The following is a 26,010-nucleotide window of genomic DNA, read 5'->3' as shown; positions in this document are numbered from 1 at the left end:
GCTATAAAGAAAAGAAACGGTTCAGCAGCTATGGCTAAGGGCGATCAAATCTACGTACTGCGCGACCTGGCCGGGGTGCCAGGGCTGTACCAGCACCACGGCATCGACTGCGGCGACGACACCGTCGTCCACTACAGCAAAGCCAGGGAAATTGCCGAGATTGCCCGCACCAGCTTTGCAGCCTTCTCCTGGGGCAACTCGGTCTACCCCGTCCGGCAGTCGCTGATTTACCCTCCCGAAACCGTGATTGAGCGGGCCACCAGCCGCCTGGGCGAGCGCCAGTACGACCTGCTGCTCAACAACTGCGAACACTTCGCCACCTGGTGCACCACCGGACGCAGCGAAAGCCGCCAGCTGTTCAGCTTTGGCCTGCGCCCCGACCAGCTCAACCTGCCCGAACTGCGGCGCCTGGCCGAGCGCGATCGCCACGTCACCACCCCCGAACAGGCCCGGGCCAACTTTCAAAAAGCCCTGGGCGACATCGCCACCGCCTACAGAACCACCCTCGCCGACCAGCAGGCCGCCTACAAGACCGCCGAGGAGTGGTATCGCGTTGCCCAAAAAGCCCTCGCCATGGATCGCGAAGACCTGGCCCGCGCCGCCCTGCACCGCAAAGTCGCGGCTAACAAGCGGATCGAAACGCTCACCGCCCAACTCGGGGAACTGGTGGAGCTGGAGCTGAATCTTCAGCGCAACCGAGCCTTTGCCGAGCGGCAGGTGGGTGGGTGAGTGGGTGGGTGGATGGGTAGGCGAGTGGGTGAGTAGGTGGATGGGTGGATGGGTGGATGGGTGGATGGGTGGATGGGTGGATGCACAGGAAAACTTCATCTGCCATTTCCGCGATCGCCCACCACCTGCGACAGGTAAACCTTGCCAAATTTAGCGATGTACAGCCCTATCCTTCCGTGAGGTGAAGGACGACGGAACGTCCCTCTCGACGGGGTCTGGGGGCAATCGAAACGCCCCCAGCGGTAGGCTGGGCTCTATCCCCAAATTCTGACTGCACCAGGGTTTGCGTTTGAAACCGTAGACATTGCGCTGGGCAAACAACCGTTTGCCCCTACGGGGTGTTTTCAACCCACAAGATTGATTTCACCGGACGCTGCACCTGTTCGCCTGACGCATTGAGGCGACCAAAGTAGGTCGTGCCCTGGTACATCAGCGTTGAGGAGCTGCCGCCGTCGAGGTTGAGGGCCTGCACCACCCCGCGATCGCCCAAAAACGCCGCCATCTCGGCCATAGTCACACCACTGGGCGATACCCCCGGCACCTGGGCCGCCATCGCCAGCACCACGCTGCCATCGGCCTTGAGCCCCACCGCCGATCGCGCGTTGGCCGACTGACTCCCCAGGGCATCACGGTTGACGGCCCGATCAACAAAGCCTTCTTCCTCGGACGTATTCAAGGGCAACAGCTGTGGCCCCGCCCCCACCGCATCCGCCAGATTGCAGCCTGTGGGAACGGGTTCTTGGTGCAGCACAATGTCGTAGCTGGGAATGCCGCCGCAGTCGTAGCGGCGAAACTCAGAGCGATTGAGGATTCTATCCATGTAGCTGGCTAGGTCTGGATTGCCGATCAGCCGCTCATTCTGGTTGGGGTCCGCCACCAGCGCCCCATCGACCACTACGTAGGAGGTGGTCAGGCCGTTGTTGGGGTCAAAAAAGCCCGCGTTGATGGCGGTGGCCACACACCCCTCGCCCTCACACACCCGGGCCGCTATGTGGTCAACTCGCTCCAGGCCATCTACCACCGCCACCCGCACCGGATAGTGCACTGGGTCGGCGATCGTCACCACATGCATCGTCGCGGCAGGCAAAGTCACGGTTTCATAGACCGGCGGCACGGGCGGCACCGCTGGAACCGCTGGGCCAGCCTCCGCATCGGCCGCATCGGCGGCGCTGGGGACTGGCGCGCACCCAAACAGGCCCAGCGCCACGGGCAGGCCAATGGAGAGCGTGGGGCGAAGCAGAGAAGCCATAGCGTCAAAAACAGACTGCGCTCAGCAGTATAGCGGCAACAGCGATCGCTGTTGGCCGCGACATCCAGTGGAGGGATGGGCATACTGGAACCAGTTTTGGTGGCAGGCGATGGCGGTTCCCCCAGTCACATCCAGCGAGACCGGGCCCAGGGCGTATCCTGCGGTCTCGGTGATCGTGCCCATCTACAACGGCGAGGCCGACCTGCCGGGCCTGGTGGAGCGGCTGCTGGGGCAGCGGTACCCCAGCGATCGCGTCGAGTATCTGCTGGTGGACAACGGCAGCCGCGATCGCACCGCCGCCCTGCTCCAGGCCGCCGCATCCCACCATCCCAACCTGCATGCCCTCACCTGCACCACCGTCCAGAGCGCCTACGCCGCCCGCAATGCGGGAATCGCCGCCGCCACTGGCAATATCCTGGTGTTTACCGATGCCGACTGTCAGCCCGAGCCGGACTGGCTATCTGCCCTGGTGCAACCCTTTGACGATCCTGCGGTGGGCCTGGTGGCCGGGGAGATCAAAGCCCTGCCCAGCCGAAACTGGCTCGAGCGCTACGCCGATCGCCAGGGCACCCTCTCCCAGCAAAACACCCTCAACCACGCCTTCTTGCCCTACGGTCAGACCGCCAACCTGGCGGTGCGAGCCGAAATTTTGGGTACAGTTGGCCTCTTTCGGCCCCACCTGACCACGGGCGGGGATGCCGACCTGTGCTGGCGCATTCAGCAGGCCACCGACTGGGGACTGGTCCACGCTGCCGAGGCCGTGGTCTACCACCGCCACCGCGATACCCTGAAGGGCCTGCGGAGCCAGTGGTACCGCTACGGCTGCTCCAACCGCTACCTCCACGACCTGCACGGCGTGGACCTGATGCGATCGCTCACCGCCCAAGAACTCCGCTATCGCCTGCTGCGCTGGGGCCTAAAGGAACTGCCCCAGGCCACCGTCAAGCTGTTGACGGGTCGAGCCACTCCGCTAGAGCTAGTGATTACCCCCCTCGACCTCTGGTGCGCCCATGCCCGCAGTCGGGGACAGGCGGAAGCTCAGCTCCCCGCCCCTGCCCACACCATTGCCCACCTGGGAGAACGGGTCTAATGCGAATCCTGATGATTTCGGCCACCTTTCCCTACCCGCCGACCCTGGGGGGCACCCAAATTCGCACCTTCTACCTGCTCAAACACCTGAGCCAAACCCACGAGGTGACGCTGGTGACCCAGCGATCGCCCGAGGTCACCGACGACGATGTCGCCACCCTGTCTACCTACGTCACCAAGCTGGTCTGCTTCCCCCGCCCCACCACCGCCGATCTTCAGCCCGGCCTCCCCGGCAAACTCAGCCGCTTTGCCCACTTCCTCGCCACCGGCACCCCCCCCAGCACCACCTACCTGCACAGCGCCGCCATGCAGCGGTGGATCGACGACTGGGTGGAGGGCGGCCATTGCGACGCCATCACCTGCGAACACAGCGTCAATGAGGTGTTTGTGCGACCCAGCTACCGCCAGCGGGTGCCGAAGGTGGTGGTCGATATTCACAGCTCACTCTATGGCACCCTGATGAACCAGATCCAGACTGGGACTGCCGAGAAACCGCTGCGCGATCGCCTCAACCTGCCCCTGCTGCGCCGCTACGAACGCCGCTACAGCCAAAAATTCACCGACCTGGTGATCACCACCGCCGAAGACCGCCAGTTCTTTGCCCCGATCGCAGGCCGTGCCCCCCTCCACCTGGTGCCCAACGGCGTCGACCTGGTGCAGTTTCCCTACCGCAGCGCCGACCCCGGCGGTCACAGCCTGGTATTTGTGGGCGCAATGGATTACATCGCCAACGTGGACACGGCAAAATTCCTGGCCCAGGCCATTCTGCCGCCCCTGCGCCAGCGCTACCCCGCCGCCACGCTGTACCTGGTGGGCAACAAACCCACCCCGGAGGTTCAGGCGCTGGGCCACCTGCCGGGCGTGGTCGTTACCGGACGGGTGTCCTCGGTGGCCGAGTATTTGCACCGGGCGACCGTTTGCGTGGTGCCCATGCGAATCGGCTTTGGCATCAAGAACAAAACCCTGGAGGCGATGGCGGCAGGAGTGCCGGTGGTGGCCAGCGATCGCGGCCTCGAAGGTCTGGCCGTAGACCAGCCCCAGCGAGCGCTGCGGGCCAATACAGTGGAGGAGTACGTGGGGGCGATCGCTCAGCTCTTTGACCAGCCCGACCTGCGCGCCACCCTTTCAACGCAAGGCCGCAAGCTGATTGAATCCACCTTTACCTGGGAGCGGGCGGGGCAGGCTTACGAAGCGGTTCTAAGTTCTAACACGTCCTAGAGCGTAGGGATTGGCAAGTCAACCAACATCTGCGCGATAAGATGGAATGGTCTTGCTGCCTGCGATCGCGTGACGAGAGTATATCTAGACACCAGTGCCTACAACCGTGAAGGATTTCAAATTCTTTTGTCGACCATGGAACCCTCTAAATTCGCTCGCTTCTGTGCCGCCTAGGGTGCCAGCAGCAGTGACTATCTAAAGATTAAAGACGAACTTTTTGCTCAAGAATCCGTGGACAGTCTATATGCCAAAATTTCTGCATTTCAGGCTTCAAATCACGACGACTAAGGGGTAGTTAAGGGGCCATCTTATGGCAGTCCGACAGCGGCGCTACAGTAAAGAAGAGCTAGCTCGACGGGGGCAAGCGCTCTATGAATCTGGAATTCGGCAGCAGGTCGAAGCAGGCAACAACGGCAAAATTGTTGCGATCGATATTGAGACCGGAGCCTTTGAAGTAGCCGATCATGTTTTACCTGCCACCCAGCGATTGTTTGAACGATACCCAGACGCTCAGCCCTGGGTCATTCGCATTGGGCACCGAGCGGTTTATCACTTTGGAGCGCGGAGTCTAACGAAACCTCAATGATTCAAGGGGTTGTAAACCTGCGCCGAGAAGCAACAATTCCCCTGGTCGTGGGCAGTGCCAGTGGCCAAAGGCAAATCATTGATGCGGTTATTGACACCGTGTTCAATGGTTTTCTCACGCTGCCTGCTGCGCTTGTGACCGCCTTAAGCCTGCCGTGGAACGCCTCCGACATCATTACGCTGGGGGATGGCAGCGAGACGGTGTTTGACCTGTACGCTGCTACCGTTATCTGGGATGGGCAATATCAAGACATTGATATTGCTGAATCGGAGACTGAACCGCTCATTGGCATGGCGCTCCTCTATGGGTATCGCCTACAAATTGACGCCATTGAGGGCGGCATAGTGAGAATTGAAGCGCTTTGAGTTCAGCTCAAAGACTGCGAGCCGAGCGCGAGCGCTGACCCAAGACAGGCAACGGGAGAGCGCTATCGGTAGGATGGGGATGGGCAGTGTTGGCCCAGTTCACCGTTAGTTTTTATTCTTTCAAATTCTTTAGCTCAACCATGGTGTCGCAAAAACTAGACCAGCTCAAAGCCCTCTTTGCCGCGATGGATCGGGCGCTGATTGCCTACTCGGGCGGCATCGATAGCACCCTGGTGGCCAAGGTGGCCTACGACGTGCTGGGCGATCGCGCCCTCGCCATTACCGCCAACTCCCCCTCGCTGCTGCCCGCCGACCTTGAAGAAGCCCGGGTGCAGGCGGTGGCGATCGGCATTGCCCACGAGGTTATCGCCACCCACGAGCTGGAGAACCCCAGCTACGCCGCCAACCCGGTTAACCGCTGCTACTTCTGCAAGAGCGAGCTGCACGACACCCTTAAGCCCCTGGCCCTGGGGCGGGGCTACCCCTACGTGGTTGATGGCGTCAACGCCGACGACCTGGGCGACTACCGCCCCGGCATCCAGGCGGCCCAGGAGCGAGGGGCGCGCTCGCCCCTGGCTGAGGTGGGCATTACCAAGCTAGAGGTGCGCGAGATCTCGCGACTGCTGGGCCTGCCCTGGTGGGACAAACCGGCTCAGCCCTGCCTCAGCTCACGCTTTCCCTACGGTGAGGCCATTACCCTGGAGAAGCTGCGGCGGGTGGGGCAGGCCGAGCTGTACCTGCGGCAGCTGGGGCTCAGGCAGCTGAGGGTGCGATCGCAGGCGGACACCGCCCGCATCGAAATACCCGCAGAAAATATTAAAGATTTTGTCGCCGCTGCCGATCTTGAAGCCCTGGTAAAGGCGCTGCAAGGCTACGGTTTCACCTACGTCACCCTCGATCTGGAGGGCTTTCGCAGCGGTAAGCTAAACCAGGAGCTACCCGCCACCCTTGTTAGCTCCTGAGAACGCTCCAGGAGAACGCCCCAGCCATGACCTATCTGCTTGCCGGTGACATTGGCGGCACCAAAACCATTCTGCGCCTGGTTCAGGCCAGCGCACCCAGCCCAGAGACTCCGGTCATTCTCAAAACTGAGTTCGAGCGCACCTACTTCAGCCAGGCCTACCCCGACCTGGTACCAATGGTGAAAGAATTCCTGCACCAGGCCGCCATCGCCGCCGGGCATGGCTACGACCCACAGCGGGCCTGTTTTGCGATCGCCGGCCCCGTGGTCAACAACACCTCCAGCCTGACCAACCTGGCCTGGTCCCTGGAGGGCGATCGCCTCCAGGACGAACTGGACCTCCAGAGAGTCGAGCTGATCAACGATTTTGAGGCCGTGGGCTACGGCGTGTTTGGCCTCGCCCCCGAGGATATTCACACCCTGCAAGCGGGTGACCCCGACCCCAATGCCCCGGTGGCAATCTTGGGCGCAGGGACCGGCCTGGGACAGGGCTTTGCCCTCCGCCAGGCGGGGCGGCCCCTGGTGTTTCCCTCCGAGGGCGGCCACGCCGACTTTGCCCCCCGCTCAGAGCTGGAGTTTCAACTCATGCGCTACCTGCTCGACAAGCACCAGATCTCGCGGGTGTCGGTGGAGCGGGTGGTGTCGGGCCAGGGCATTGTGGCGATCTACCAGTTTCTGCGCGATCGCGAGTTCGCCCACGAAACCCCAGAGATTGCCGACGCCATCACCAGCTGGGAACGCCAGACCGGCCTCTCCACCAAAACCATCGATCCCGCCGCCGTGATTGCCCAGGCCGCCGCTGAGGGCCGCGATCGCCTCTGCCAAAAAGCGATGGAGATCTTCGCCTCCGCCTACGGGGCCGAGGCGGGCAATCTGGCCCTCAAGCTGCTGCCCTACGGCGGCCTCTACGTGGCCGGCGGCATCGCCGCCAAAAACCTGGCCCTGATGACCGCCGGGACTTTCCTGGACGCCTTTACCCACAAAGGCCGGGTCAGCCACCTGCTCGACCGGGTGCCCGTACACATCGTGCTCAACCCCCAGGTGGGGCTGATCGGCGCGGCGCTGCGGGCTGCGGTGCCCTAGGCGTTTGTCAAGCTGAGGTGGAGTTTAGCGTTTACGGTTCACGGGCGGCGCTTCAAAGCCAACCGGAGACCGGAGACCGGAGACCGTCAGCCATCCCCCCATCAGATTGCTTCATGCCAAGGACGATCCCCAAGGCGATAAAATCGATCACGCAGTGGACCGGTTTGTGCGGTATGGCAGGTCATAGCAAGTGGGCCAACATCAAGCGCCAGAAGGCCCGGGTAGACGCCGTTAAGGGCAAAGTTTTCGCCAAGATGTCGCGGGAGATCATTGTGGCCGCACGCACGGGCGGCGGCGACCCGGCGGGCAACTTTCAGCTGCGCACCGCGATCGACAAGGCCAAGGCGGCGGGGGTGCCCAACGACAACATCGATCGCGCGATCGCCAAAGGATCCGGCAACCTGGGGGCCGACGACAGCTACGAAGCCATTCGCTACGAGGGCTACGGCCCTGGCGGCATCGCCGTGCTGATCGAGGCGCTGACCGACAACCGCAACCGCACCGCCGCCGACCTGCGCGCCGCCTTCAGCAAAAGCAACGGCAACCTGGGTGAAACCGGCTGCGTGGGCTGGATGTTTGAGCAGAAGGGCGTGGTCACCGTTGCCCACCCCGGCGACGAAGAGACGCTGCTAGAGGCCGCCATGGAGGCCGGAGCCGAAACCTACGAACTGACCACCGTACTGGGCCGACGCGATGAGGAGATCCCGGCCGCCGACCTATTTTGCCCCCCAGCCGACCTGGAAGCCCTGGACACCGCGCTCAAGGACCAGGGGCTGACCGTTCACCAGAGCGAGTTGCGCTGGATGCCCAGCAACACCGTCACCGTAGAGGATCCCGACCAGGCCCGTCTGCTGCTCAAGCTGATGGATGCCCTTGAGGACCTCGACGATGTGCAGTCCGTTACCGCCAATTTTGATATGGCGGAGGAGCTGATCGATGCGATCGCGGCCTAGCTGAGTGCCACTGACAGCCAGAATGAGTGTCAAAAAACTTCAAGCGTAGAAAAACTGATAAGTTCGGGGATCGCGCCCTAAACTGCACGCCCCCCGCCCTGCGGAAACCTCAAAAACCTTATAGATTAGAAGAATAGGGAACTATAGGAAAAACACGAGGACACCCACATGCGGGTATTGTTATTGACCGGCAAAGGCGGCGTTGGCAAGACCTCAGTCGCTGCGGCCACCGGCTTGCGCTGCGCTGAACTGGGCTACAAAACCCTGGTGCTGAGCACCGATCCCGCCCACTCCCTGGCCGATAGCTTTGATATGGAGCTGGGCCACGAGCCGCGCCTGGTACAGCCCAACCTGTGGGGGGCCGAACTCGACGCCCTGATGGAGCTGGAGGGCAACTGGGGGGCGGTGAAGCGCTACATTACCGATGTGCTCCAGGCCCGAGGGCTGGAGGGCATCGAGGCCGAAGAGCTGGCGATTCTGCCCGGCATGGATGAAATCTTTAGCCTGGTGCGGATGAAGCGCCACCACGACGAAGGCGAGTACGATGTGCTGATCATCGACTCGGCCCCTACGGGCACCGCCCTGCGGCTGCTCAGTTTGCCGGAGGTGGCGGGCTGGTACATGCGCAAGCTCTACAAACCCTTCCAGGCGGTGTCTGAGGCGCTCAGGCCCCTGGTGCAGCCCTTCTTTCGCCCGGTGGCGGGCTTTAACCTGCCCACTAAAGAGGTGATGGACGCCCCCTACGAGTTCTACGAGCAGCTAATCGAGCTGGAGAAAGTGCTCACCGACGCGGGCACCACCTCCGTGCGCCTGGTCACCAACCCCGAAAAAATGGTGATCAAGGAGTCGCTGCGGGCCCACGCCTATCTCAGTCTTTACAACGTCGGTACCGACCTGGTGATTGCCAACCGGATCATCCCCGACACGGTGCAGGATCCGTTCTTTCAGACCATGAAGGACAAGCAGCAGCAGTACAAGCACGAAATCCACGAGAACTTCCGCCCTCTACCGGTGAAGGAGGTGCCCCTGTTTTCGGAGGAACTGTGCGGGCTGGAGTCGCTGCAGCGACTGAAGGAAACCCTCTACGCCGACGAAGACCCCACCCAGGTCTACTACAAAGAGACCACCCTGCGGGTCGTGCAGGAGGAGGGCAACTACAGCCTGGAGCTCTACCTGCCGGGCATTCCCAAAGACCAGATCGAGCTGAGCAAGTCGGCGGACGAACTGAATGTACGCATCGGCAACCACCGCCGCAACCTGGTGCTGCCCCAGGCCCTGGCGGCGCTGCAACCGGCGGGGGCAAAAATGGAGGACGACTACTTGAAAATTCGCTTCGCCAGCGCGGTTTAGCTCCGAGGGCTGGGGCGGTTCCCTGGGAAAAATCGACGCGATCGCTGACTATCTCATACCAAAGTCATATAGCTTTCTTAGGCTATTCGAGTATGGTGGTGGTGACTCCCTCTACCCCTTCGGTTCTATTTCGACAAGAGCAGCCCTCGGATCCAACCTCTGATAATTCCCCGCTTCTAAATCAGGGCGCTTCGTAGGGGCGCTCGGTTAGCTTATTGACGGCGTACCGGTGAGAATTTTGAGGGAAATAGCGAGATGGGTATTGGCTCTAATTGGAGATTAACCAGAATGGTATCTGGAGATATCGATCGCGAGCAGTAGCACCACCATGAGCCACCCCTACGGACACAATGAGTTTGACCACGAGCGCGAACTCATCCGCAATCAAGAGGTCTATCGTCTGAGGCAGGAGCAGGCCCGACTGCGGGCGGCCCAGCGTCAGGCCCGGTTGGGTTGGGTGCGCAATACGATCCTCTTGCTGGTGGGGGCACTTGAGGTACTGCTGGCCCTTCGGTTTTTCCTGCGGCTGTCCAGCGCCAACCCTGAAAACCCCTTTGCCCAAACGATCTACAGTCTATCGGCTCCCTTCATGAGCCCGTTTTCTACTCTGTTTATCAGCCCTACCGACGCCAGCGCGATTCGAATTTTTGACCTCAACAATTTGATCGCTATGGTGGTCTACGCCCTGCTGGGGGGATTGGCCATTGCCCTGGTGAATTATTTTCAGGGACCCATCCAGGGGCGCTAGACCGTCCAAAAGCCTCTGATGCCCAAGCACTATCGTTACAGCCCCCACTCGTGTTTGGGACGGGCATGGCAAGGCTTGGCATACAAGGCTTTTGGGCAGAATTTATAGCGATGGTCATTGTGTTGCCCCAGGGCAAAATTCCCTGCAATTGGGGGAACGGTGGGGCGATCGCGTTCCGACTTTAGAGACAATGGCGGATAATAGGAAACCTACCCAGCCCTACCGTCTATCCTCGCGCCCATGTCTAACGCCTTTCTCGATCGCCTCCACAGCCCCGATCGCCCGGTTATAGTCTTCGATGGGGCCATGGGCACCAACCTCCAGGTGCAAAATTTGACGGTGGCAGACTTTGGCGGCCCCGAGTACGAAGGCTGCAACGAATACCTGGTATTCACTAATCCCAAAGCGGTCGAAACGGTACACCGGGGGTTTCTAGAAGCCGGGGCCGACGTGATTGAAACCGACACCTTTGGCGGCACCTCGATCGTGCTAGCGGAGTACGACCTGGCCGATCGGGCCTACGAGCTGAACAAAACCGCCGCCGCCCTGGCCCGCCGCGTCGCCGACGAGTATTCCACCCCCGCCAAACCCCGCTTTGTGGCCGGGTCCATGGGCCCCGGCACCAAGCTGCCCACCCTGGGCCACATTGATTTTGATTCCCTCAAGGAGGCCTACGTGGAGCAGGCCCGGGGCCTAATCGACGGCGGAGCCGACCTGCTGCTGGTGGAAACCTGCCAGGACGTACTGCAAATTAAAGCGGCCCTCAACGGCATCGAGGCCGCCTTCGCGGCCACCCGCAACCGCCTGCCCCTGATGGTTTCGGTGACCATGGAACAGCAGGGCACCATGCTGGTGGGCACCGAAATGGCCGCCGCCCTGGCCATTCTCGAACCCTACCCCATCGACATCCTGGGCCTCAACTGCGCCACCGGCCCCGACCTGATGAAAGACCACATCCGGCACCTGGCGGAGCAGTCCCCCTTCGTAATCTCCTGCATCCCCAACGCCGGGCTGCCCGAGAACGTGGGCGGCCACGCCGTCTACCGCCTCACCCCCACCGAGCTGCGCATGTCCCTCATGCACTTCGTGGAGGATCTTGGTGTGCAGGTAATCGGCGGCTGCTGCGGCACCCGACCCGAGCACATCGCCCAACTGGCGGAGCTAGCGAAGGATCTGCGACCCAAGCAACGACCCGTTCGGGTAGGCGAGTGGGCGAGTGGGCATGTAGGCGAGTCCCCCAATACAGAACACCCTCCCACCCTCCCATCCTCCCACCCTCCCACCCTCCCATCCGCCTACCCCACCCCCCGCCCCGCGCTCAACTACATCCCCTCCGCCGCCTCGATCTACAGCCCCCAGCCCTACGAGCAGGACAACTCGTTCTTAATCGTGGGCGAACGGCTGAACGCCAGCGGCTCCAAGAAGTGTCGGGAGATGCTGAACGCCGAGGACTGGGACGGACTGGTGGCCCTGGCCAGGGCGCAGGTGAAGGAAGGTGCCCACGTTCTAGATGTGAACGTGGACTACGTGGGCCGCGACGGCGAGCGGGATATGCACGAACTGGTGTCGCGGCTGGTGACCAACGTCACCCTGCCGCTGATGCTCGACTCCACCGAGTGGCAGAAGATGGAGGCGGGCCTGAAGGTGGCCGGGGGCAAGTGCATCCTCAACTCCACCAACTACGAGGACGGCGAGGAGCGCTTCTTTAAGGTGCTGGAGTTGGCCAAACAGTACGGTGCCGGTATCGTCGTTGGTACCATCGATGAAGATGGCATGGCCCGCACGGCAGAGAAGAAGTTCCAAATTGCCCAGCGGGCCTACCGCGACGCCCTGGAGTACGGCATCCCCGCCCACGAAATTTTCTTTGACACCCTGGCCCTGCCCATCTCCACAGGGATTGAGGAGGATCGCGTCAATGGGCGCGAAACCATCGAGTCGATTCGGATGATTCGCGAGCATCTGCCCGGCTGCCACATCATGCTGGGGGTGTCAAACGTCTCCTTTGGCCTCAACCCCGCCGCCCGCGTCACCCTGAACTCGGTGTTTCTCCACGAGGCCATGCAGGTGGGGCTGGATGGGGCGATCGTCAGCGCCGCCAAGATTTTGCCGTTGGCGAAGATTGAGCCGGAGCACCAGCAGGTGTGCCGCGATCTGATTTTTGATCGCCGCCAGTTCGACGGCGACATCGTCACCTACGATCCCCTGACCAAGCTCACTACCCTGTTTGAGGGCAAGAGCCTGAAGAAAAAAGAGGCGATCGCCAAGGACCTGCCCATCGACGAACAACTCAAACAGCACATCATCGACGGCGAGCGCATTGGCCTAGAGGATGCCCTGGCCAAGGCCCTGGAAACCTACCCGCCCCTCGACATTATCAACACCTTTTTGCTCGATGGCATGAAGGTCGTTGGCGAACTGTTTGGCTCCGGGCAAATGCAGCTGCCCTTTGTGCTGCAATCGGCCCAGACCATGAAAGCCGCCGTCGCCTACCTGGAACCCTTCATGGAAAAGTCCGATAGCGACGGCTCCGGCAAGGGCACCTTCATCATCGCCACGGTCAAGGGCGATGTCCACGACATCGGCAAAAACCTGGTGGATATCATCCTCTCGAACAACGGCTACAAGGTCGTCAACCTGGGCATCAAACAGCCCGTGGAAGCGATCATCCAGGCCTACCGGGAGCACAACGCCGACTGCATCGCCATGAGCGGCCTGCTGGTGAAGTCCACCGCCTTTATGAAAGACAACCTGGAAACCTTCAACCAGGAGGGCATTACCGTGCCCGTTATCCTCGGCGGCGCGGCGCTGACGCCGAAGTTTGTCCACGAAGACTGCCAGAACACCTACAAGGGCAAGGTCGTTTACGGCAAAGACGCCTTCTCAGACCTGCACTTCATGGATAAGCTCATGCCCGCCAAGGCTGAGGGGAATTGGGATGATTTGAAGGGCTTTTTGGATGAGGCAGAAGGAACCCACCCCTACCCCTCCCGGTCGGGGACAGAGGCGTCCAACATCCAAACTGTAGACGCTGCAACCGACCAACCATCCACCCATCCACCCATCCACCCATCCACCCCGGACACCACCCGCTCCGAAGCCGTAGACCCCACCATCCCCCGCCCCACGCCGCCCTTCTGGGGTACCCGCGTGCTCACCCCGGCGGATATTCCCCTGGAAGAGGTCTTTAGCTACCTCGACTTGCAGGCGCTATTCGTCGGCCAGTGGCAGTTCCGCAAACCCCAGGAGCAGTCTCGCGAGGACTACGACGCCTTTTTGCAAGAGACGGTTCACCCAATTCTGGCCACCTGGAAGCAGCGGATTTTGAGTGAAAACCTGCTGCTTCCCCAACTGGTCTACGGCTACTTCCCCTGCCTGGCCGAGGGTAATTCGCTGCACATCTACGATCCCGCTGTAATGGATGCACCCATCCACCCACCCACCCATCCACCCATCCACCCCGAACCCATCGCCACCTTCACCTTCCCCCGCCAAAAATCCCTGCGGCGGCTGTGCATTGCCGACTTCTTCTTGCCAAAGGAGATGGCCGCACCGGGGCAGTTCGATGTGTTCCCCATGCAGGCGGTAACGGTGGGTGAGATCGCCACGGAATTTGCCCAAAAGCTGTTCCAGGCGGATCAGTACACCGACTACCTCTACTACTACGGGCTGTCGGTGCAGACCGCCGAGGCTCTGGCGGAGTGGGGCCACGCCCGCATTCGCCGGGAACTGGGCTTTGGCGAGCTGGAGCCGGACACCATCCGCGAGGTGCTACAACAGCGGTACCAGGGGTCGCGCTACAGCTTTGGCTACCCGGCCTGCCCCAACATGGCCGATCAGCCGGTGCAGCTGGAGCTGCTGGGCAGCGATCGCATTGGCCTGACCATCGACGAAAGCGATCAGCTGTACCCGGAACAATCTACCACGGCGATCGTGGCCTACCACCCGACGGCCAAATACTTCAGCGCCTAACACCGGCAGATCTGGGCTAGCCTCCAACACCGGTAGGGAATACATCCGGCGATTTGGCCTAGCCCTGCAATCTGAAGGAGGAAGCGGCTGCGGTCCTGTGGTTACAGTCAGAGGGGGGGAATCGCCCCTGTCCACCTTCTCTCTGACCGACTCAGCGCTATGGCAATTTTTCTTCAGCTTGCGGGAACTGGGCTGGTCTTAGTGTCCCTGGTGGATATTTTTTTGACGGTGTTGCATCCTCGTTCTGAGAGCAATCTGCTCAGTATTCCTGTTGCCCAGGTGGTGTGGTACCTGTTCCGGGCGGGTGCCCAGGGCCCGCTAAAGCGGCGCGATCGCATGTTGTCCTACGGTGGACCCACCATCATTGTCACCCTGATTGGGGTTTGGGTTCTGCTGCTGCTGCTCGGGTTTGCCCTGATTGTCTGGCCGGGGTTGGGCGGGGGCATTCAGGCCCAGCAGGGCGAGACGCCTACGGATTTTGTGACCGCACTCTACTACACCGGCTTCTCCCTGGCTACCCTGGGCACAGGCGATCTCGTTCCCCAGGGTGCCACCTACCGACTGCTGATGATATTAAAAAGCCTGCTGGGATTTTCTGTGTTCACCCTGGTGCTCTCCTACGTGCTGTCGGTATACAACGCCCTCACCTGCCGCAACACCTTTGCGCTCAGCCTGCACCACCGCAGCGCCGATACGGCCAACTCGGCCAACCTGCTGGCTCACCTGGCCGCCGGCAACGATACCCGCAGTCTCCAGCAAAACACAGCATCCATTGCCCAGAATCTGATGCAGCTGCTGGAGCTAAATAACTCCTATCCGCTGTTGCTCTATTTTCGCTATCGCCAGACCTACTATGCGTTGCCGCGAGTCATCTATCTCGCTATCGATACGGCTACATTAGTCAAAACAGCCCTCGACCAGGACCACTACAGCTCGGTGATTCAGGCTGCGGGGACGGCAGAACTCTGGTGTGGCGGCCTGCATCTGCTGGAGGAGGTCGACCAGGCGATCGCCTCTAACTCAGGAGGACTCCCCAAGGAACCGCAGGAACCGCTGTGGCGTGAGCATTACTACCGTGCGCTTGAGACGCTGAAAGACTGCGGGATTCATACCACCCAAAACCCCGCTGGTGGCGCTAATGCTTACGTGTCTATGCGCCGAAAATGGGCACCGCAGCTGCACAAACTCATTCGCTATATGGCCTACAAACCCAACCATATTTTTCAGTAATGGTTCTGGTAGCGGAGTTTACTTGGGTATAGGAGGCTGGAGGCTGTACTCTCCCCAGTGGGCACAGCCTCAGGCACGGTCCTGCCTAGTATTGGCGAGCAGCAATATAACAACCCTTGCTGTGGGTATCATCGGGTGCCGGATGTCAGGTATCGGGAATGGTTGGCCAACTTATGCCGCAGAGTACTAGGGCAACTCACTGAGGCTGATGCTGGATAAGGCCCGCTGGCAGCGGTGGCAGCCCTCCCTCAAACAGTGCCAGGGCCGGGTTAAACTCCGCCTCCAGATCCGTTTCGACCCCATCCTCACCATCGCCGTCTGTAGGGACAATGCGGGCCGACTCCAGCCCGCCAAAGTCGAACAGGTTGGGGTCGGCCAGCTGCGAGGGGGCCACATTTTGCAGGCTGCGAAACAGGGTTTCGGTGCGGCCCGGCCACTGTTTTTCCCAGGTTTGCAGCATCTCCTTGATCTGGGCCCGCTGCAGGTTGGCCTGAGACCCGCACAGCGTGCAGGGAATAATCGGAAACTCGCGGTAGCGGGCGTAGCGGGCGATGTCGGGTTCGGGGCAGTAGGCCAGGGGCCGAATCACAATGTGGCGGCGATCGTCGGTGAGCAGCTTGGGGGGCATGGCCTTGAGCCTGCCGCCGTGGAACATATTGAGAAACAGCGTTTCGATCATGTCGTCGCGGTGGTGGCCGAGGGCAATTTTGGTCGCCCCCTCCTCGGCGGCCACCCGGTAGAGAATGCCCCGCCGCAGCCGCGAGCACAGCCCGCACATGGTCTTGCCCTCGGGAATCACCCGCTTGACGGTGCTGTAGGTGTCCTGCTCCACAATTCTGTAGGGTACGCCAATCACCTCAAAGTACTCGGGCAGCACGTGGGCGGGAAAGCCCGGCTGCTTTTGGTCGAGGTTGACCGCCAGAATGTCGAAGTGAATCGGAGCACTGCGCTGGAGGTGGCGCAAAATATCCAGCAGGGTGTGGGAGTCTTTGCCGCCGGAGACGCAGACCATGACGCGATCGCCCTCGTCAATCATGGCGTAGTCGGCGATCGCCTGACCCATGCGCGATCGCAAAAACCCCTGGAGCTTTTTGAAACTGTTGGAGGTGGGCTGCTGGGGGGCGGCCATGGGCGCGGGCTCCTGGGCAATAATGTAGACATCACACCAATTTTAAGCGGCTCAGCGCCACCTCCGGGAGGGCAATCAATCATGGATTAGGGCAAACGCATACTCAGGAGGAGAGTAGCCGAATTAGGTAGTCATTATCCCATCCTGCTTGCAAGCGTTTAGCCTTGATACCCCCTTTGGCAAAAGCGTCCTGACGCAGCAGATTGAGGGCGATGTGACGGACGACGGCCAGATTAGCGGGGGCGTGGTCTTTACGAATTCGAGAGGCATCTTCGTGGAAGGCGACATCGAGCACCCAGTGGAGCTGGTTTTCAATACCCCAGTGGCTGCGCACCCCTTGGGCAAAGCGTTGGACATCGCCGTCAAAACTAACGAGATAGTAGCGCTGCTCAATGGTCGGGGGTTGACCGAGGATACGGCGTTCAGCCTCCACGAGGCCAACGCGTTTTAAGCCAACCCAGCGCTCAGCGTTGATGAGGTGCTCGACCCCATCGAGCAACCAGTGGCGGCGGATGTCGATGCGCCCGTGCCCAGGGGTGATGGTCTGATGAAACTCGTGGGAGATGTCCTTAAAGTCCTGCTGCCGCGCCCAGGTAAACACCTGCTCGACATCCTCGTGAATGTTGCCCTGATTGCCTTTAAGGCTCAAGATGTAGTCGCCACGGCCTTCGATAATCTGGTGAGCAATGGCGGTTTGAGTGCCCATGGCATCAATGGTGACTAGGCATCCCTGGAGGTCCAGAACCTTCAGAAGCTCTGGAATCGCAGTGATCTCGTTGGATTTCTCATCCACCTTGACCTGGGCTAGTACCAACCGCTGCTCATTGGCCCAAGCACTCACCATATGGATGGCTCCCTTGCCGCCCCCTCGGTCATAGGAGTGGCGCAATGTCTTGCCGTCAATGGCTATCTGTTCGCTTGAGCCGAGGTGGGCGACGGCCTTGACCCACGCGACAAAGCAACTCTGAAAGGCGGCGGAGTCTAAGGCTGCAAACAATCGGGCGATGGTGTCGTGGGAGGGAATTCCGTGGGGTAGGCTCAGAAAACCGCGCAGCCAAGCTTCTTTGGCACGGCCATAGGCCGCAATATCTACCCAGCTATCGGCTCCACAGATCACCGCACAAAGCGTGAGCCCGATGATATCGAGCAATCGATGCTCAACCAAGTGGCTACAGCGAGGGTCGTCTAATGACTGAAAATGCTCGATTAACGGCGATAGGGGCTGGGCAGAACACATAACTCACTTCCTAGAAATGAGTCTTAATATTCTCATCTCGAGTATGCGTTTGCCCTAAATCATGGATCTAGCCACCCCCTTAGGCATCACTCCCCAGCAGCGATAGATGGTGCTGACCCTGCGGCAAAAGTACCTGCCCGGTACAGCCGTGTGGGCCTACGGTTCGCGGGTCAAGGGCACGGCGCGCCCCCACTCTGACCTGGATCTGGTGGTCTTTGCCAGCCCTCAGCTGCGGCGGGCCATCCCCGACCTGAGAGAAGCCTTTGAGGAAAGCGACTTGCCGTTTCGCGTCGATCTGTTTGGGTGGGATGAGCTACCGGAGTCCTTTCACCGGGCGATCGCAGCAGACCACAGGGTTCTACAGCAGGCAGCGGAAAACTGATCTGGCGATCGCCCTGACCCCAGTCTTTGCAGGCACAAACGAAGAAACGATGGTTTAAAAAGACCTTAAACCTACCTTTACCGCCTAATTTCGTGTGGTCTGATACTGTTCTATGTGGAAATACTGACAATTAAAATTGCCAATGCTTGCTGAGGTTTAGGCGATAGCGGAGGCTGCGATCGCAGCTTTCTTCACCTGACCTACCCAGTTTTTTAGAAAACACAACGAGCTTGTTAGCCTACACCCCCTTGGGATAGGTATGAACGCCGGAGTTCTGCTGTGCAGAACCGCATTCCAGCGGGTTGTTTTGCGCCTGGAAGGAGGGCGATTGCCCTGGAGGCCGTCACCCCGCCTCTGGGCGCCGGTTTGTGCTGCGCTGAGTTATCGGTGCGGCCTGGATTCGTAGGTCGTGACATTTATACGAGGTTGTAGCGGACGATGACGGTCAATCTAGACGGAACGGTATACATCCAGGATTTTGACGGCCTGGCCAGTACGGGCACCACGGGCAGCATTCTGCCCCAGGGCTGGTTTTTCTTTGAGGCGGGCACCAACGCCAACGACACCTACGGCATTGGCACCGGCAGCAGCAATGCGGGCAACACCTACAGCTTTGGGGCGGCGGGGGACGGCGATCGCGCCCTGGGCGGCCTGCGATCGGGCACGCTGATTCCCACCTTTGGGGCCAGCTTCACCAACGCCACCGACACCACCTTCGCTGGCTTCAACATCAGCTACTTTGGCGAGCAGTGGCGATTGGGTACCGATAACCGCGCCATCCCCGACCGCCTCGACTTCCAGTACAGCCTCAATGCCACCGCCCTCAACAACGGCACCTGGATTGACGTGGACGCCCTGGACTTTGTCGCCCCCGTCACAACTGGGGGGGTAGGGGCGCGGGACGGCAATGATGCCGCCAACCGCACCCTGGTCACGGGCACCCTGGCCGGGCTGACCGTGGCCCCTGGCGAAACCCTCTGGATTCGCTGGAGCGACTTTGACGCCGCCGGGGCCGACGACGGCCTGGCGGTGGACGACTTCACGCTGATTCCCCTGGTGCAGGGAGGGGTCGTGCGCCCGGTAGTGACCATTGCAGCCACCGATGCGATCGCCGCTGAGGGCGAAACCCCGGTCAACACCGGCACCTTCACCGTCACCCGCTCCGGCGACATCGCCGAGGCGCTGACCGTGACCTACACCATCAACGGCACCGCCACCAACGGGGTCGACTACGAGGCGCTGAGCGGCACTGTGGAAATTCCGGCGGGGCAGACCTCCGCTACCATCACCGTCACCCCCCTCGACGACGACCTGATTGAAGGTGACGAAACCGTGGTGCTCACCCTGGTGGATGAGGCCGATTACGACCTGGGGGCCGCCGCCAGCGCCACCGTGACCATTCGCGACGCGGTGCCCACCGTCGCCATCTACGACATCCAGGGCGCATCCCACATTTCGCCCTTCAACGGCCAGCGGGTGATCACCAGCGGCATTGTGACGGCGATCGACACCACCGGCAGCCGTGGCTTCTACCTGCAAGACCCGGTGGGCGACGGCAACATCGCCACCTCCGACGCCATCTTTGTGTTTGTGGGCAGCGCCACCCCCATCCCGGTGCAGGTGGGCGACGAGGTGCAGGTCAACGGCGTGGTGTCGGAGTTCACCCCCGGCGGTTTGGCCACCCGCAACCTGTCCATCACCCAGATTGGCGGCAACCCCACGGTGGATGTGCTGTCCTCCGGCAACCCGCTGCCCGCGGCCACCATCATCGGCCAGGGCGGGCGGGTGCCCCCCACGGGAACCATCGATGACGACGCCTTCACCGTGTTTGACCCGGTGAACGACGGCATCGACTTCTTTGAGTCCCTGGAAGGCATGCTGGTGACGGCCCAGAACTTCCGGGTGATCGACGCCACCAACAACTTTGGCGAAATCTTTGGCGTCATCGACAACGGCTTTGGGGCGACGGGGCTGAGCGAAAGAGGCACCCTCAACATCAGCCCCGACGACTTCAACCCCGAGCGCATCCAGCTTCAGTTTGACAGCGGCGTGCGCGACTTTGCCTTTCCGCTGGTGAATGTGGGCGATCGCCTGGGCGATGTGACTGGGGTAGTCAGCTACGCCTTCGGCAACTACGAAATCTTGGTCACCGAAGACTTCACCAGCCAGATTGTGCCCAGCGGATTGCAGCCCGAGGTCAGCCCCCTGACCCGTGGCAGTGAGCAACTGCTGGTGGCCACCTACAACGTGCTCAACCTCGACCCCAACGAGAACGATGGCGACACCGACATTGCCGACGGGCGCTTTGATGCGATCGCCCGCCAGATCGTCAACAACCTCAATCGCCCCGACATCATTGCCCTGCAAGAGGTGCAGGACAACAGCGGCTCCGTCAACGACGGCGTCACGGCGGCGGACGTCACCCTGCAAACCCTGATCAATGCCATTGTCGCTGCGGGCGGCCCTACCTACGCCTTCATCGACACCCCCGGCATTCTCAACAATGCCGGGGGCGGCCAGCCCGGCGGCAACATCCGCAATGCCTACCTCTACGACCCCAGCCGGGTCAGCCTGGTGGAGGGTTCGGTTTCCACCATCAGCAGCCAGGCCCCAGGCGCAGCCTTCGCGGGGGCTCGCCTGCCCCTGGTGGCTAGCTTCCAGTTCAACGGCGAAACCGTCACCCTGGTCAACAACCACTTCTCGTCAAAGGGCGGCAGCGCCCCGATTTTGGGTACCGAGCAGCCCTTTGAGGCTAGGCAGGAAGACCCCACCGTCAACGGTTCGCTAGATCGCCGTCAGCAGCAATCTTTGGCGGTGCAGAACTTTGTCAGCGACGTGTTGGGGGCCGACTCCGCCGCCAACGTGGTGGTGCTGGGCGACTTCAACGAGTTTGAGTTTGTCTCCCCGGTGCGGGATCTGGCGGCCAACACCGGCCTTACCAACCTGACAGAACTGCTGCCCGAGAATGAGCGCTACACGTTCATTTTCCAGGGCAACTCCCAGTCGCTGGATCACATCCTGGTCAGCGGCGGTTTAGCCACCACCGCCGAGGTGGATATCGTCCACGCCAACATTGAGTTTGCCGAAACTCCCCAGCGGGCCAGTGACCACGACCCCATCCTGGCCCGATTTACCCTGGCCCCAGCGGCCCCGATCTTCAACATCATCACCGGCACCGACCGGCGCGACGTGCTGGTGGGGACGGCTGGCAATGACCGCATCTTCGCCAGCCCCGGCCCTGACCTGATCACCACGGGCGGCGGCCGCGACCAGATCGTCTACACCAACACCAACCAAACTGGCGACACCATCACCGACTTTGAGGTGGGGGCCGACCAGCTGGTGTTTACCGACCTGCTGACCAGCGTCGGCTACACCGGCACCAACCCCCTGGCCGACGGCACAATCCAGATTCGCAACCTGGGCAACAGTGGGCGCACCCAGCTTTCGCTAGAGCTAGAGGGCGTGGCTGGGCGCAACATGTTTACCAACTTCATTACCCTCCTGGGGGTGGATGCGGCGGCATTGAACAACCCGGAGAACTTCGTGTTCTAAGCTACAAGGTTCTAAGCTACAAAATCCCAGGGTTCTTTGAGAACCCTGGGATTTTTTCTACCTGGCAGGCCACACCAGGGTGGCGGTGTTGTCGATCGCCTGGGGATTGCCCTGGGCGTCCACCGAATTGAAGTGGGCTAAGCGCTGCTGCACCTCGGGCGGCAGGTGCGAAAAATCGATCTGGGTATCCCCTGCCGCAATGCTGGGCCAGAAGTGCTTGAGTTTGGGGGCGATCGCCGCTGCTTCGGCTTCCCCCAACCCCACGGGCGGGCTGGTGAGAAACTTAGCCATAAACCCCTCGGCGCGATCGCTCATCCACTGGTGCGACATGGCCTGCAGGTCGTCCCAGGGGGCAACGGCGGTCAGACGGCGCGATCGGACATCCACCCGCAGGTCCCCCTCGCCGTGGTCAATCTCCACAACCCGGTAGGGGTGCGGATAGCTGACCAGCGACCCGGTCAACACCTCGCACAGATTGCCCCGCCGCGCCACATCCTGCACGTGCAGGTGCCCCGTAAACATCAGCCGCACGTTGGCAGCCTCCAGCCGTTGAATAATCTCCTCGGCATTGCTCACCATGTAGCGCTGGCCCAAGGGGCTCTGGGACTGTCCCGGCAGGTGCTCCAGCACATTGTGGTGCAGCATGACGAGAATCAAATCGTCGCGAAATTCTGCCAGGGTCGTTTCCAACCAGTCGAGTTGGGCCTGATCCACATAGCCCACCCGCACCTGCTCCCCATTGGCCTCAAAGGCATTGGAGTTGAGCGCCACCAGCCGTACACCGGGGAGAATTTCACGGTGGTAGTGCAGGGTTTTGCCGTCGCTATAGCCAAAGTCCTGGTACAGGCGAGGAAAGTCGTGCAGGCCAATGGCGCGATCCGTCGCATCGCGGGCGATTACGTCGTGGTTCCCCGGCACTACGTAGGCCGGAAAGGGCAGCCGCTTGAGGCGATCGATCAGCCACTGGTGGTTCACCCATTCCCCATGCTGGGTAAGGTCGCCGGGCAGCAGCAGAAAATCGAGATCCAGCGTTTCTAAATGGTCAAAAATCTGCTCGATGCCTGGAATGCTGACCTCCACCAGATGAAAGCGATGGGGGCCGTTGTAGATCGTCTCCGGTCGAGCAATGTGAGGGTCGCTGATGATAGCGAAGCGAAAACGCTGTCCCATGAACTTAGACGTATAGATATGTGAATTCCCCTATCAGCCTAGCCGCTCATCGACCGATTCGGTAAAAAAAGGGTGTTGGGGATCAGGTATCGGGTATCGGGCCTGACTCCTAACACCTGACACCTAGCACCCCAAATGGCATGATAGAAGACCTTGCTCCATTGAGGTCAACCTGTGGCAGTTGTGCGGGTGCGTCAGCACGTTAACCCCCTGAGCGAACGATACCAGGCTCCCGTGGCGATGCCCGACTGGAGCGAGGCTTTTGCCAACCCCCAGCAGCCGTTGCACATTGACATCGGCTGCGGCAAAGGGGTGTTTGCGCTGCATATGGCTCAGCTTCAGCCCGAGTGGAATTTTTTGGGCCTCGAAATTCGCAAGCCGGTGGTCGAATCGGCCCAAAAGCGCCAGCAAGAGGCGGGGCTAAGCAACCTGCATTTTATGTACTGCAACGTCAATATTTCCCTGCGCGCCCTGCTGGAGAGCTGGGGCGACCAGAACCCCCTCCAGCAGGTGTCGATTCAATTCCCCGACCCCTGGTTCAAAAAGCGCCACCAGAAGCGGCGTGTGCTACAACCTGAGTTGGTGGCCACCCTGGCGGAGTTTTTGCCGCCCGGCGGTCGCGTGGTAGTGCAGTCCGATGTGGAAGAGGTGGCGGTGGATATGTGCGATCGCCTCAGCGAACATCCCCACTTTCTGCCTCAGGGCGATCGCTGGCTGCCCGCCAGTCCCTTCCCCGCCCAGACCGATCGGGAGCGGGTCACCCTGGAGCAGGGGCTGCCCGTCTACCGCGCCATCTTTACCCGGTCTTGAAGCCTCACCCCTAGCCCAGGGTGTAAAATGACCCAGTACTCCCAGTTAAACCTTGGGGCTGTAGCTCAGCAGGATAGAGCGGCCGCCTCCTAAGCGGCAGGTCGTGGGTTCGAATCCCGCCAGCCCTGTACCCCAAAGGCCCTCATTTCAGGGCTTTTGCCTCTATTTTCTGCACTGTCAGTGACAAGCTCAGGGCAGCAGGTGTCCGTGTCATTATCCTTCGGCGTGGACATTGACTGTATTTCAGGGCTGTACTGCCTCCTAAGCCCAGTTCTGGCAACTTCAAGCCTCACCAACCCCCAAGCCTGCTGGGCTACCTGCCAGGCAACGCCTACAGCCTCTGCTGCCCAAGCCCAGCCGAAAGGGCGGCCGATCCGCTGAGGCGCCTTGCCTGGAAAGAGGATTTAAGCATCTCGGCTTCTTCGAGCAGCCGGGATGCTTACCTGAAGGTTACTTCCCATCCTTGGCAATCTGCTGGCTCAGCCACAGCACCGGCAGCAGCCCCACCAGAATGATCGCCAGGGCCGGGGCCGAGGCCTCGATCAGCCGTTCGTCGGCGGCGTACTGGTAGACTCGCACCGCCAGGGTGTCGAAGTTGAAGGGGCGGATAATCAGCGTGGCGGGCAGTTCCTTCATCACATCCACGAACACCAGCATGGCGGCGGTGAGCAGGCTGCTGCCCAGCAGCGGCCGGTGAATTTTCAGCAGCGTTTGGCCGGGGCTCTGGCCCAGGCTGCGGGCAGCATCGTCCAGGGACGGCTTGATTTTGCTTAACCCCGCTTCCACCGCCCCAAAGCTGACCGCCAAAAACCGCACCAGGTAGGCATACAGCAGCGCGATGATGGTGCCGCTGAGCAGCAGCCCGGTGGAGAAGCCGAAGGTTTGCCGCATCCAGGCGTCGATCGTATTGTCGAACTGGGCCAGGGGAATCAGGGTGCCCACGGCAATCACCGCGCCGGGAACGGCGTAGCCCAGGTTGGCCCCCTGCACCGCCAGCTTGAGCGGCGGATTTGCGTTAAGCCGCAGGCCGTAGGCCATCACCAGCGCCAGCAGCACCGCCAGGATCGCTGCCAGCACCGCCAGCACCAGGCTGTTAAAGCTGAGCACAAAAAAACTGCGGTTGAGGGTGGCATCGGCGTGGCGAATGGTCATCGCCATCAGCAGCCCGATGGGCACGAGCAGCCCCAGCAGGACGGGCAGCGCGCAGACCACCCAGGCACCCAGCCCTCGCAGGCCCGCCAGGGGGTAGCGCGACTGCGACACCGATCGCCCCATGCTCTGGTAGTAGCGGGCCTGCCGCCGCGATCGCTGCTCCAGCACCACCAGGGCAAAGATAACCAGCAGCAGCACCGCCGACAGCTGCACGGCCGCCGGGCGATCGCCCATGCCAAACCAGGTGCGGTAGATGCCCGTGGTAAAGGTGGGCACGCTGAAGTAGGCCACGGTGCCAAAGTCGTTCAGAGTTTCCATCAGGGCCAGGGTAACCCCGGCAGCGATCGCCGGTCGGGCCAGGGGCAGCGCCACCGTGCGAAAGCTGCGCCAGGGGCTGCAACCCAGGGAGCGACTGGCCTCCAGGGTAACGGTCGACTGCTCCATAAACGCCACCCGCGCCAGCAGGTAGACGTAGGGGTACAGCGTCAGGCTAAAAAGCAGAATGGCCCCCTCAAGGGATCGAATGTTGGGAAACCAGTAGTCGGTAGCCCGCTGCCAGCCAAACAGGCCGCGCAGCGTCGTCTGCACCGGGCCAAAGTACTCCAGGGTATCGGTATAGACGTAGGCGAGGATGTAGGTGGGGGCCGCCAGCGGCAGCAGCAGCAGCCACTCAAACCAGCGCCTGCCCCAAAACTGGCAGGTGCTCACCAGCCAGGCCGTACTCACTCCGATCGCCATCACCCCCAGGCCGACCCCTACCATCAGCAGTAGAGAGTTGCGGACGTACTGGGGCAGCACCGTGGCCGCCAGGTGCTCCCAGGCATCGCTGGAGTTGGTGAACAGCCCCATGAGAATAATTGCCACCGGCAGTAGCATCACCACGGCAATCAGCCCGACCCCCACGGTCCAGCCATCCAGCCGGGGCAGCGGGACGTTGCGGGAGATACCCAAGACTTTCATCGGCAGGAATTATTGCTACTCATTCCTTTTAACATAGAACGCTGCCGGGGCCATAGGAGTCGGCGGGAAATAGGCTTGGAACCAA

20 protein-coding genes and 1 tRNA gene are annotated in these 26,010 nt (G+C 61.2%); 16 read left to right on the top strand and 5 right to left on the bottom strand.

The genetic code is table 11. The features are described from left to right. The first annotated feature begins 30 nt into the window (after positions 1-30). On the top strand, positions 31-729 hold the full coding sequence (locus NF78_RS24335; protein ID WP_035992490.1) for a lecithin retinol acyltransferase family protein: 699 nt from the start codon (positions 31-33) through the stop codon (positions 727-729). A gap of 331 nt (positions 730-1,060) precedes the next feature. Here the strand turns inward: NF78_RS24335 and NF78_RS24330 are convergent, their stop codons facing one another. Then, complete coding sequence (locus NF78_RS24330) at positions 1,061-1,978, bottom strand: phosphodiester glycosidase family protein (RefSeq protein WP_072016237.1); 918 nt, start codon at positions 1,976-1,978, stop codon at positions 1,061-1,063. Between the two features lie 109 nt (positions 1,979-2,087). Here NF78_RS24330 and NF78_RS24325 point away from each other — a divergent pair, with 109 nt between their 5' ends. The 11 genes from NF78_RS24325 (at position 2,088) to NF78_RS24275 (ending at position 15,530) form a co-directional block, all read left to right on the top strand. After that, complete coding sequence (locus NF78_RS24325; RefSeq protein WP_035993912.1) at positions 2,088-3,068, top strand: glycosyltransferase; 981 nt, start codon at positions 2,088-2,090, stop codon at positions 3,066-3,068. Then, complete coding sequence (locus tag NF78_RS24320) at positions 3,068-4,285, top strand: glycosyltransferase family 4 protein (RefSeq protein WP_035992488.1); 1,218 nt, start codon at positions 3,068-3,070, stop codon at positions 4,283-4,285. The genes NF78_RS24325 and NF78_RS24320 overlap by 1 nt, the downstream gene beginning before the upstream one ends. Before the next feature lie 310 nt (positions 4,286-4,595). After that, positions 4,596-4,871 carry a hypothetical protein gene (locus NF78_RS24315; protein WP_035992486.1) on the top strand — a complete coding sequence of 92 codons (276 nt, stop codon included), beginning with the start codon at positions 4,596-4,598 and terminating at the stop codon, positions 4,869-4,871. Continuing rightward, positions 4,868-5,236 (top strand): aspartyl protease, encoded by a 369-nt coding sequence (locus tag NF78_RS24310; RefSeq protein WP_035992485.1) that lies wholly within the window; start codon positions 4,868-4,870, stop codon positions 5,234-5,236. Before NF78_RS24315 ends, NF78_RS24310 begins: the two co-directional genes overlap by 4 nt. Positions 5,237-5,376: 140 nt before the next feature. Further along, positions 5,377-6,198 carry an ATP-dependent sacrificial sulfur transferase LarE gene (gene larE, locus NF78_RS24305; RefSeq protein ID WP_035992483.1) on the top strand — a complete coding sequence of 274 codons (822 nt, stop codon included), beginning with the start codon at positions 5,377-5,379 and terminating at the stop codon, positions 6,196-6,198. Positions 6,199-6,224: 26 nt separating this feature from the next. Beyond that, complete coding sequence (locus NF78_RS24300) at positions 6,225-7,280, top strand: glucokinase (RefSeq protein WP_035992481.1); 1,056 nt, start codon at positions 6,225-6,227, stop codon at positions 7,278-7,280. Positions 7,281-7,453: 173 nt separating this feature from the next. Continuing rightward, complete coding sequence (locus NF78_RS24295) at positions 7,454-8,233, top strand: YebC/PmpR family DNA-binding transcriptional regulator (protein ID WP_035992478.1); 780 nt, start codon at positions 7,454-7,456, stop codon at positions 8,231-8,233. A 168-nt stretch (positions 8,234-8,401) separates the two neighbouring features. Beyond that, complete coding sequence (locus tag NF78_RS24290) at positions 8,402-9,583, top strand: TRC40/GET3/ArsA family transport-energizing ATPase (protein WP_035992477.1); 1,182 nt, start codon at positions 8,402-8,404, stop codon at positions 9,581-9,583. Between the two features lie 328 nt (positions 9,584-9,911). Beyond that, a complete protein-coding gene (locus NF78_RS24285; protein WP_035992475.1) occupies positions 9,912-10,331 on the top strand; it encodes a YggT family protein in 420 nt (139 codons plus the stop codon). A gap of 240 nt (positions 10,332-10,571) precedes the next feature. Continuing rightward, entirely contained in the window at positions 10,572-14,300 is a 3,729-nt protein-coding gene (gene metH / locus NF78_RS24280; protein ID WP_035992473.1) for a methionine synthase, read from the top strand. Positions 14,301-14,459: 159 nt separating this feature from the next. Continuing rightward, on the top strand, positions 14,460-15,530 hold the full coding sequence (locus NF78_RS24275; protein WP_035992471.1) for a potassium channel family protein: 1,071 nt from the start codon (positions 14,460-14,462) through the stop codon (positions 15,528-15,530). Positions 15,531-15,726: 196 nt separating this feature from the next. On the opposite strand, the gene ttcA is transcribed toward NF78_RS24275, so the two are convergent. Both ttcA and NF78_RS24265 read right to left on the bottom strand, forming a co-directional pair. Beyond that, positions 15,727-16,659 (bottom strand): tRNA 2-thiocytidine(32) synthetase TtcA, encoded by a 933-nt coding sequence (gene ttcA / locus NF78_RS24270; protein WP_035992469.1) that lies wholly within the window; start codon positions 16,657-16,659, stop codon positions 15,727-15,729. A 103-nt stretch (positions 16,660-16,762) separates the two neighbouring features. Next, a complete protein-coding gene (locus tag NF78_RS24265) occupies positions 16,763-17,896 on the bottom strand; it encodes an ISAs1 family transposase (protein WP_035987167.1) in 1,134 nt (377 codons plus the stop codon). 106 nt (positions 17,897-18,002) lie between these two features. Here NF78_RS24265 and NF78_RS24260 point away from each other — a divergent pair, with 106 nt between their 5' ends. Then, complete coding sequence (locus tag NF78_RS24260) at positions 18,003-18,278, top strand: nucleotidyltransferase family protein (protein ID WP_052050906.1); 276 nt, start codon at positions 18,003-18,005, stop codon at positions 18,276-18,278. A gap of 438 nt (positions 18,279-18,716) precedes the next feature. After that, positions 18,717-21,833 carry an endonuclease/exonuclease/phosphatase family protein gene (locus tag NF78_RS24250; protein ID WP_225885409.1) on the top strand — a complete coding sequence of 1,039 codons (3,117 nt, stop codon included), beginning with the start codon at positions 18,717-18,719 and terminating at the stop codon, positions 21,831-21,833. Between the two features lie 57 nt (positions 21,834-21,890). Here the strand turns inward: NF78_RS24250 and NF78_RS24245 are convergent, their stop codons facing one another. Further along, on the bottom strand, positions 21,891-23,003 hold the full coding sequence (locus NF78_RS24245) for a metallophosphoesterase family protein (protein WP_035992467.1): 1,113 nt from the start codon (positions 23,001-23,003) through the stop codon (positions 21,891-21,893). A gap of 174 nt (positions 23,004-23,177) precedes the next feature. Between NF78_RS24245 and trmB the strand changes: the two genes are divergently transcribed. Together trmB and NF78_RS24235 are read left to right on the top strand one after the other, a co-directional pair. Further along, complete coding sequence (gene trmB, locus NF78_RS24240) at positions 23,178-23,813, top strand: tRNA (guanosine(46)-N7)-methyltransferase TrmB (protein WP_035992464.1); 636 nt, start codon at positions 23,178-23,180, stop codon at positions 23,811-23,813. Positions 23,814-23,867: 54 nt separating this feature from the next. Then, positions 23,868-23,941, top strand: a tRNA-Arg gene (locus tag NF78_RS24235). A 322-nt stretch (positions 23,942-24,263) separates the two neighbouring features. Here the strand turns inward: NF78_RS24235 and NF78_RS24230 are convergent. Next, complete coding sequence (locus tag NF78_RS24230) at positions 24,264-25,925, bottom strand: ABC transporter permease (protein ID WP_035992462.1); 1,662 nt, start codon at positions 25,923-25,925, stop codon at positions 24,264-24,266. Positions 25,926-26,010 lie beyond the last annotated feature (85 nt).

It is taken from the genome of Leptolyngbya sp. KIOST-1, assembly GCF_000763385.1.
Classification (GTDB): Bacteria; Cyanobacteriota; Cyanobacteriia; order Phormidesmidales; family Phormidesmidaceae; genus Nodosilinea.
This window is presented reverse-complemented; position numbering and strand designations above follow the sequence as displayed.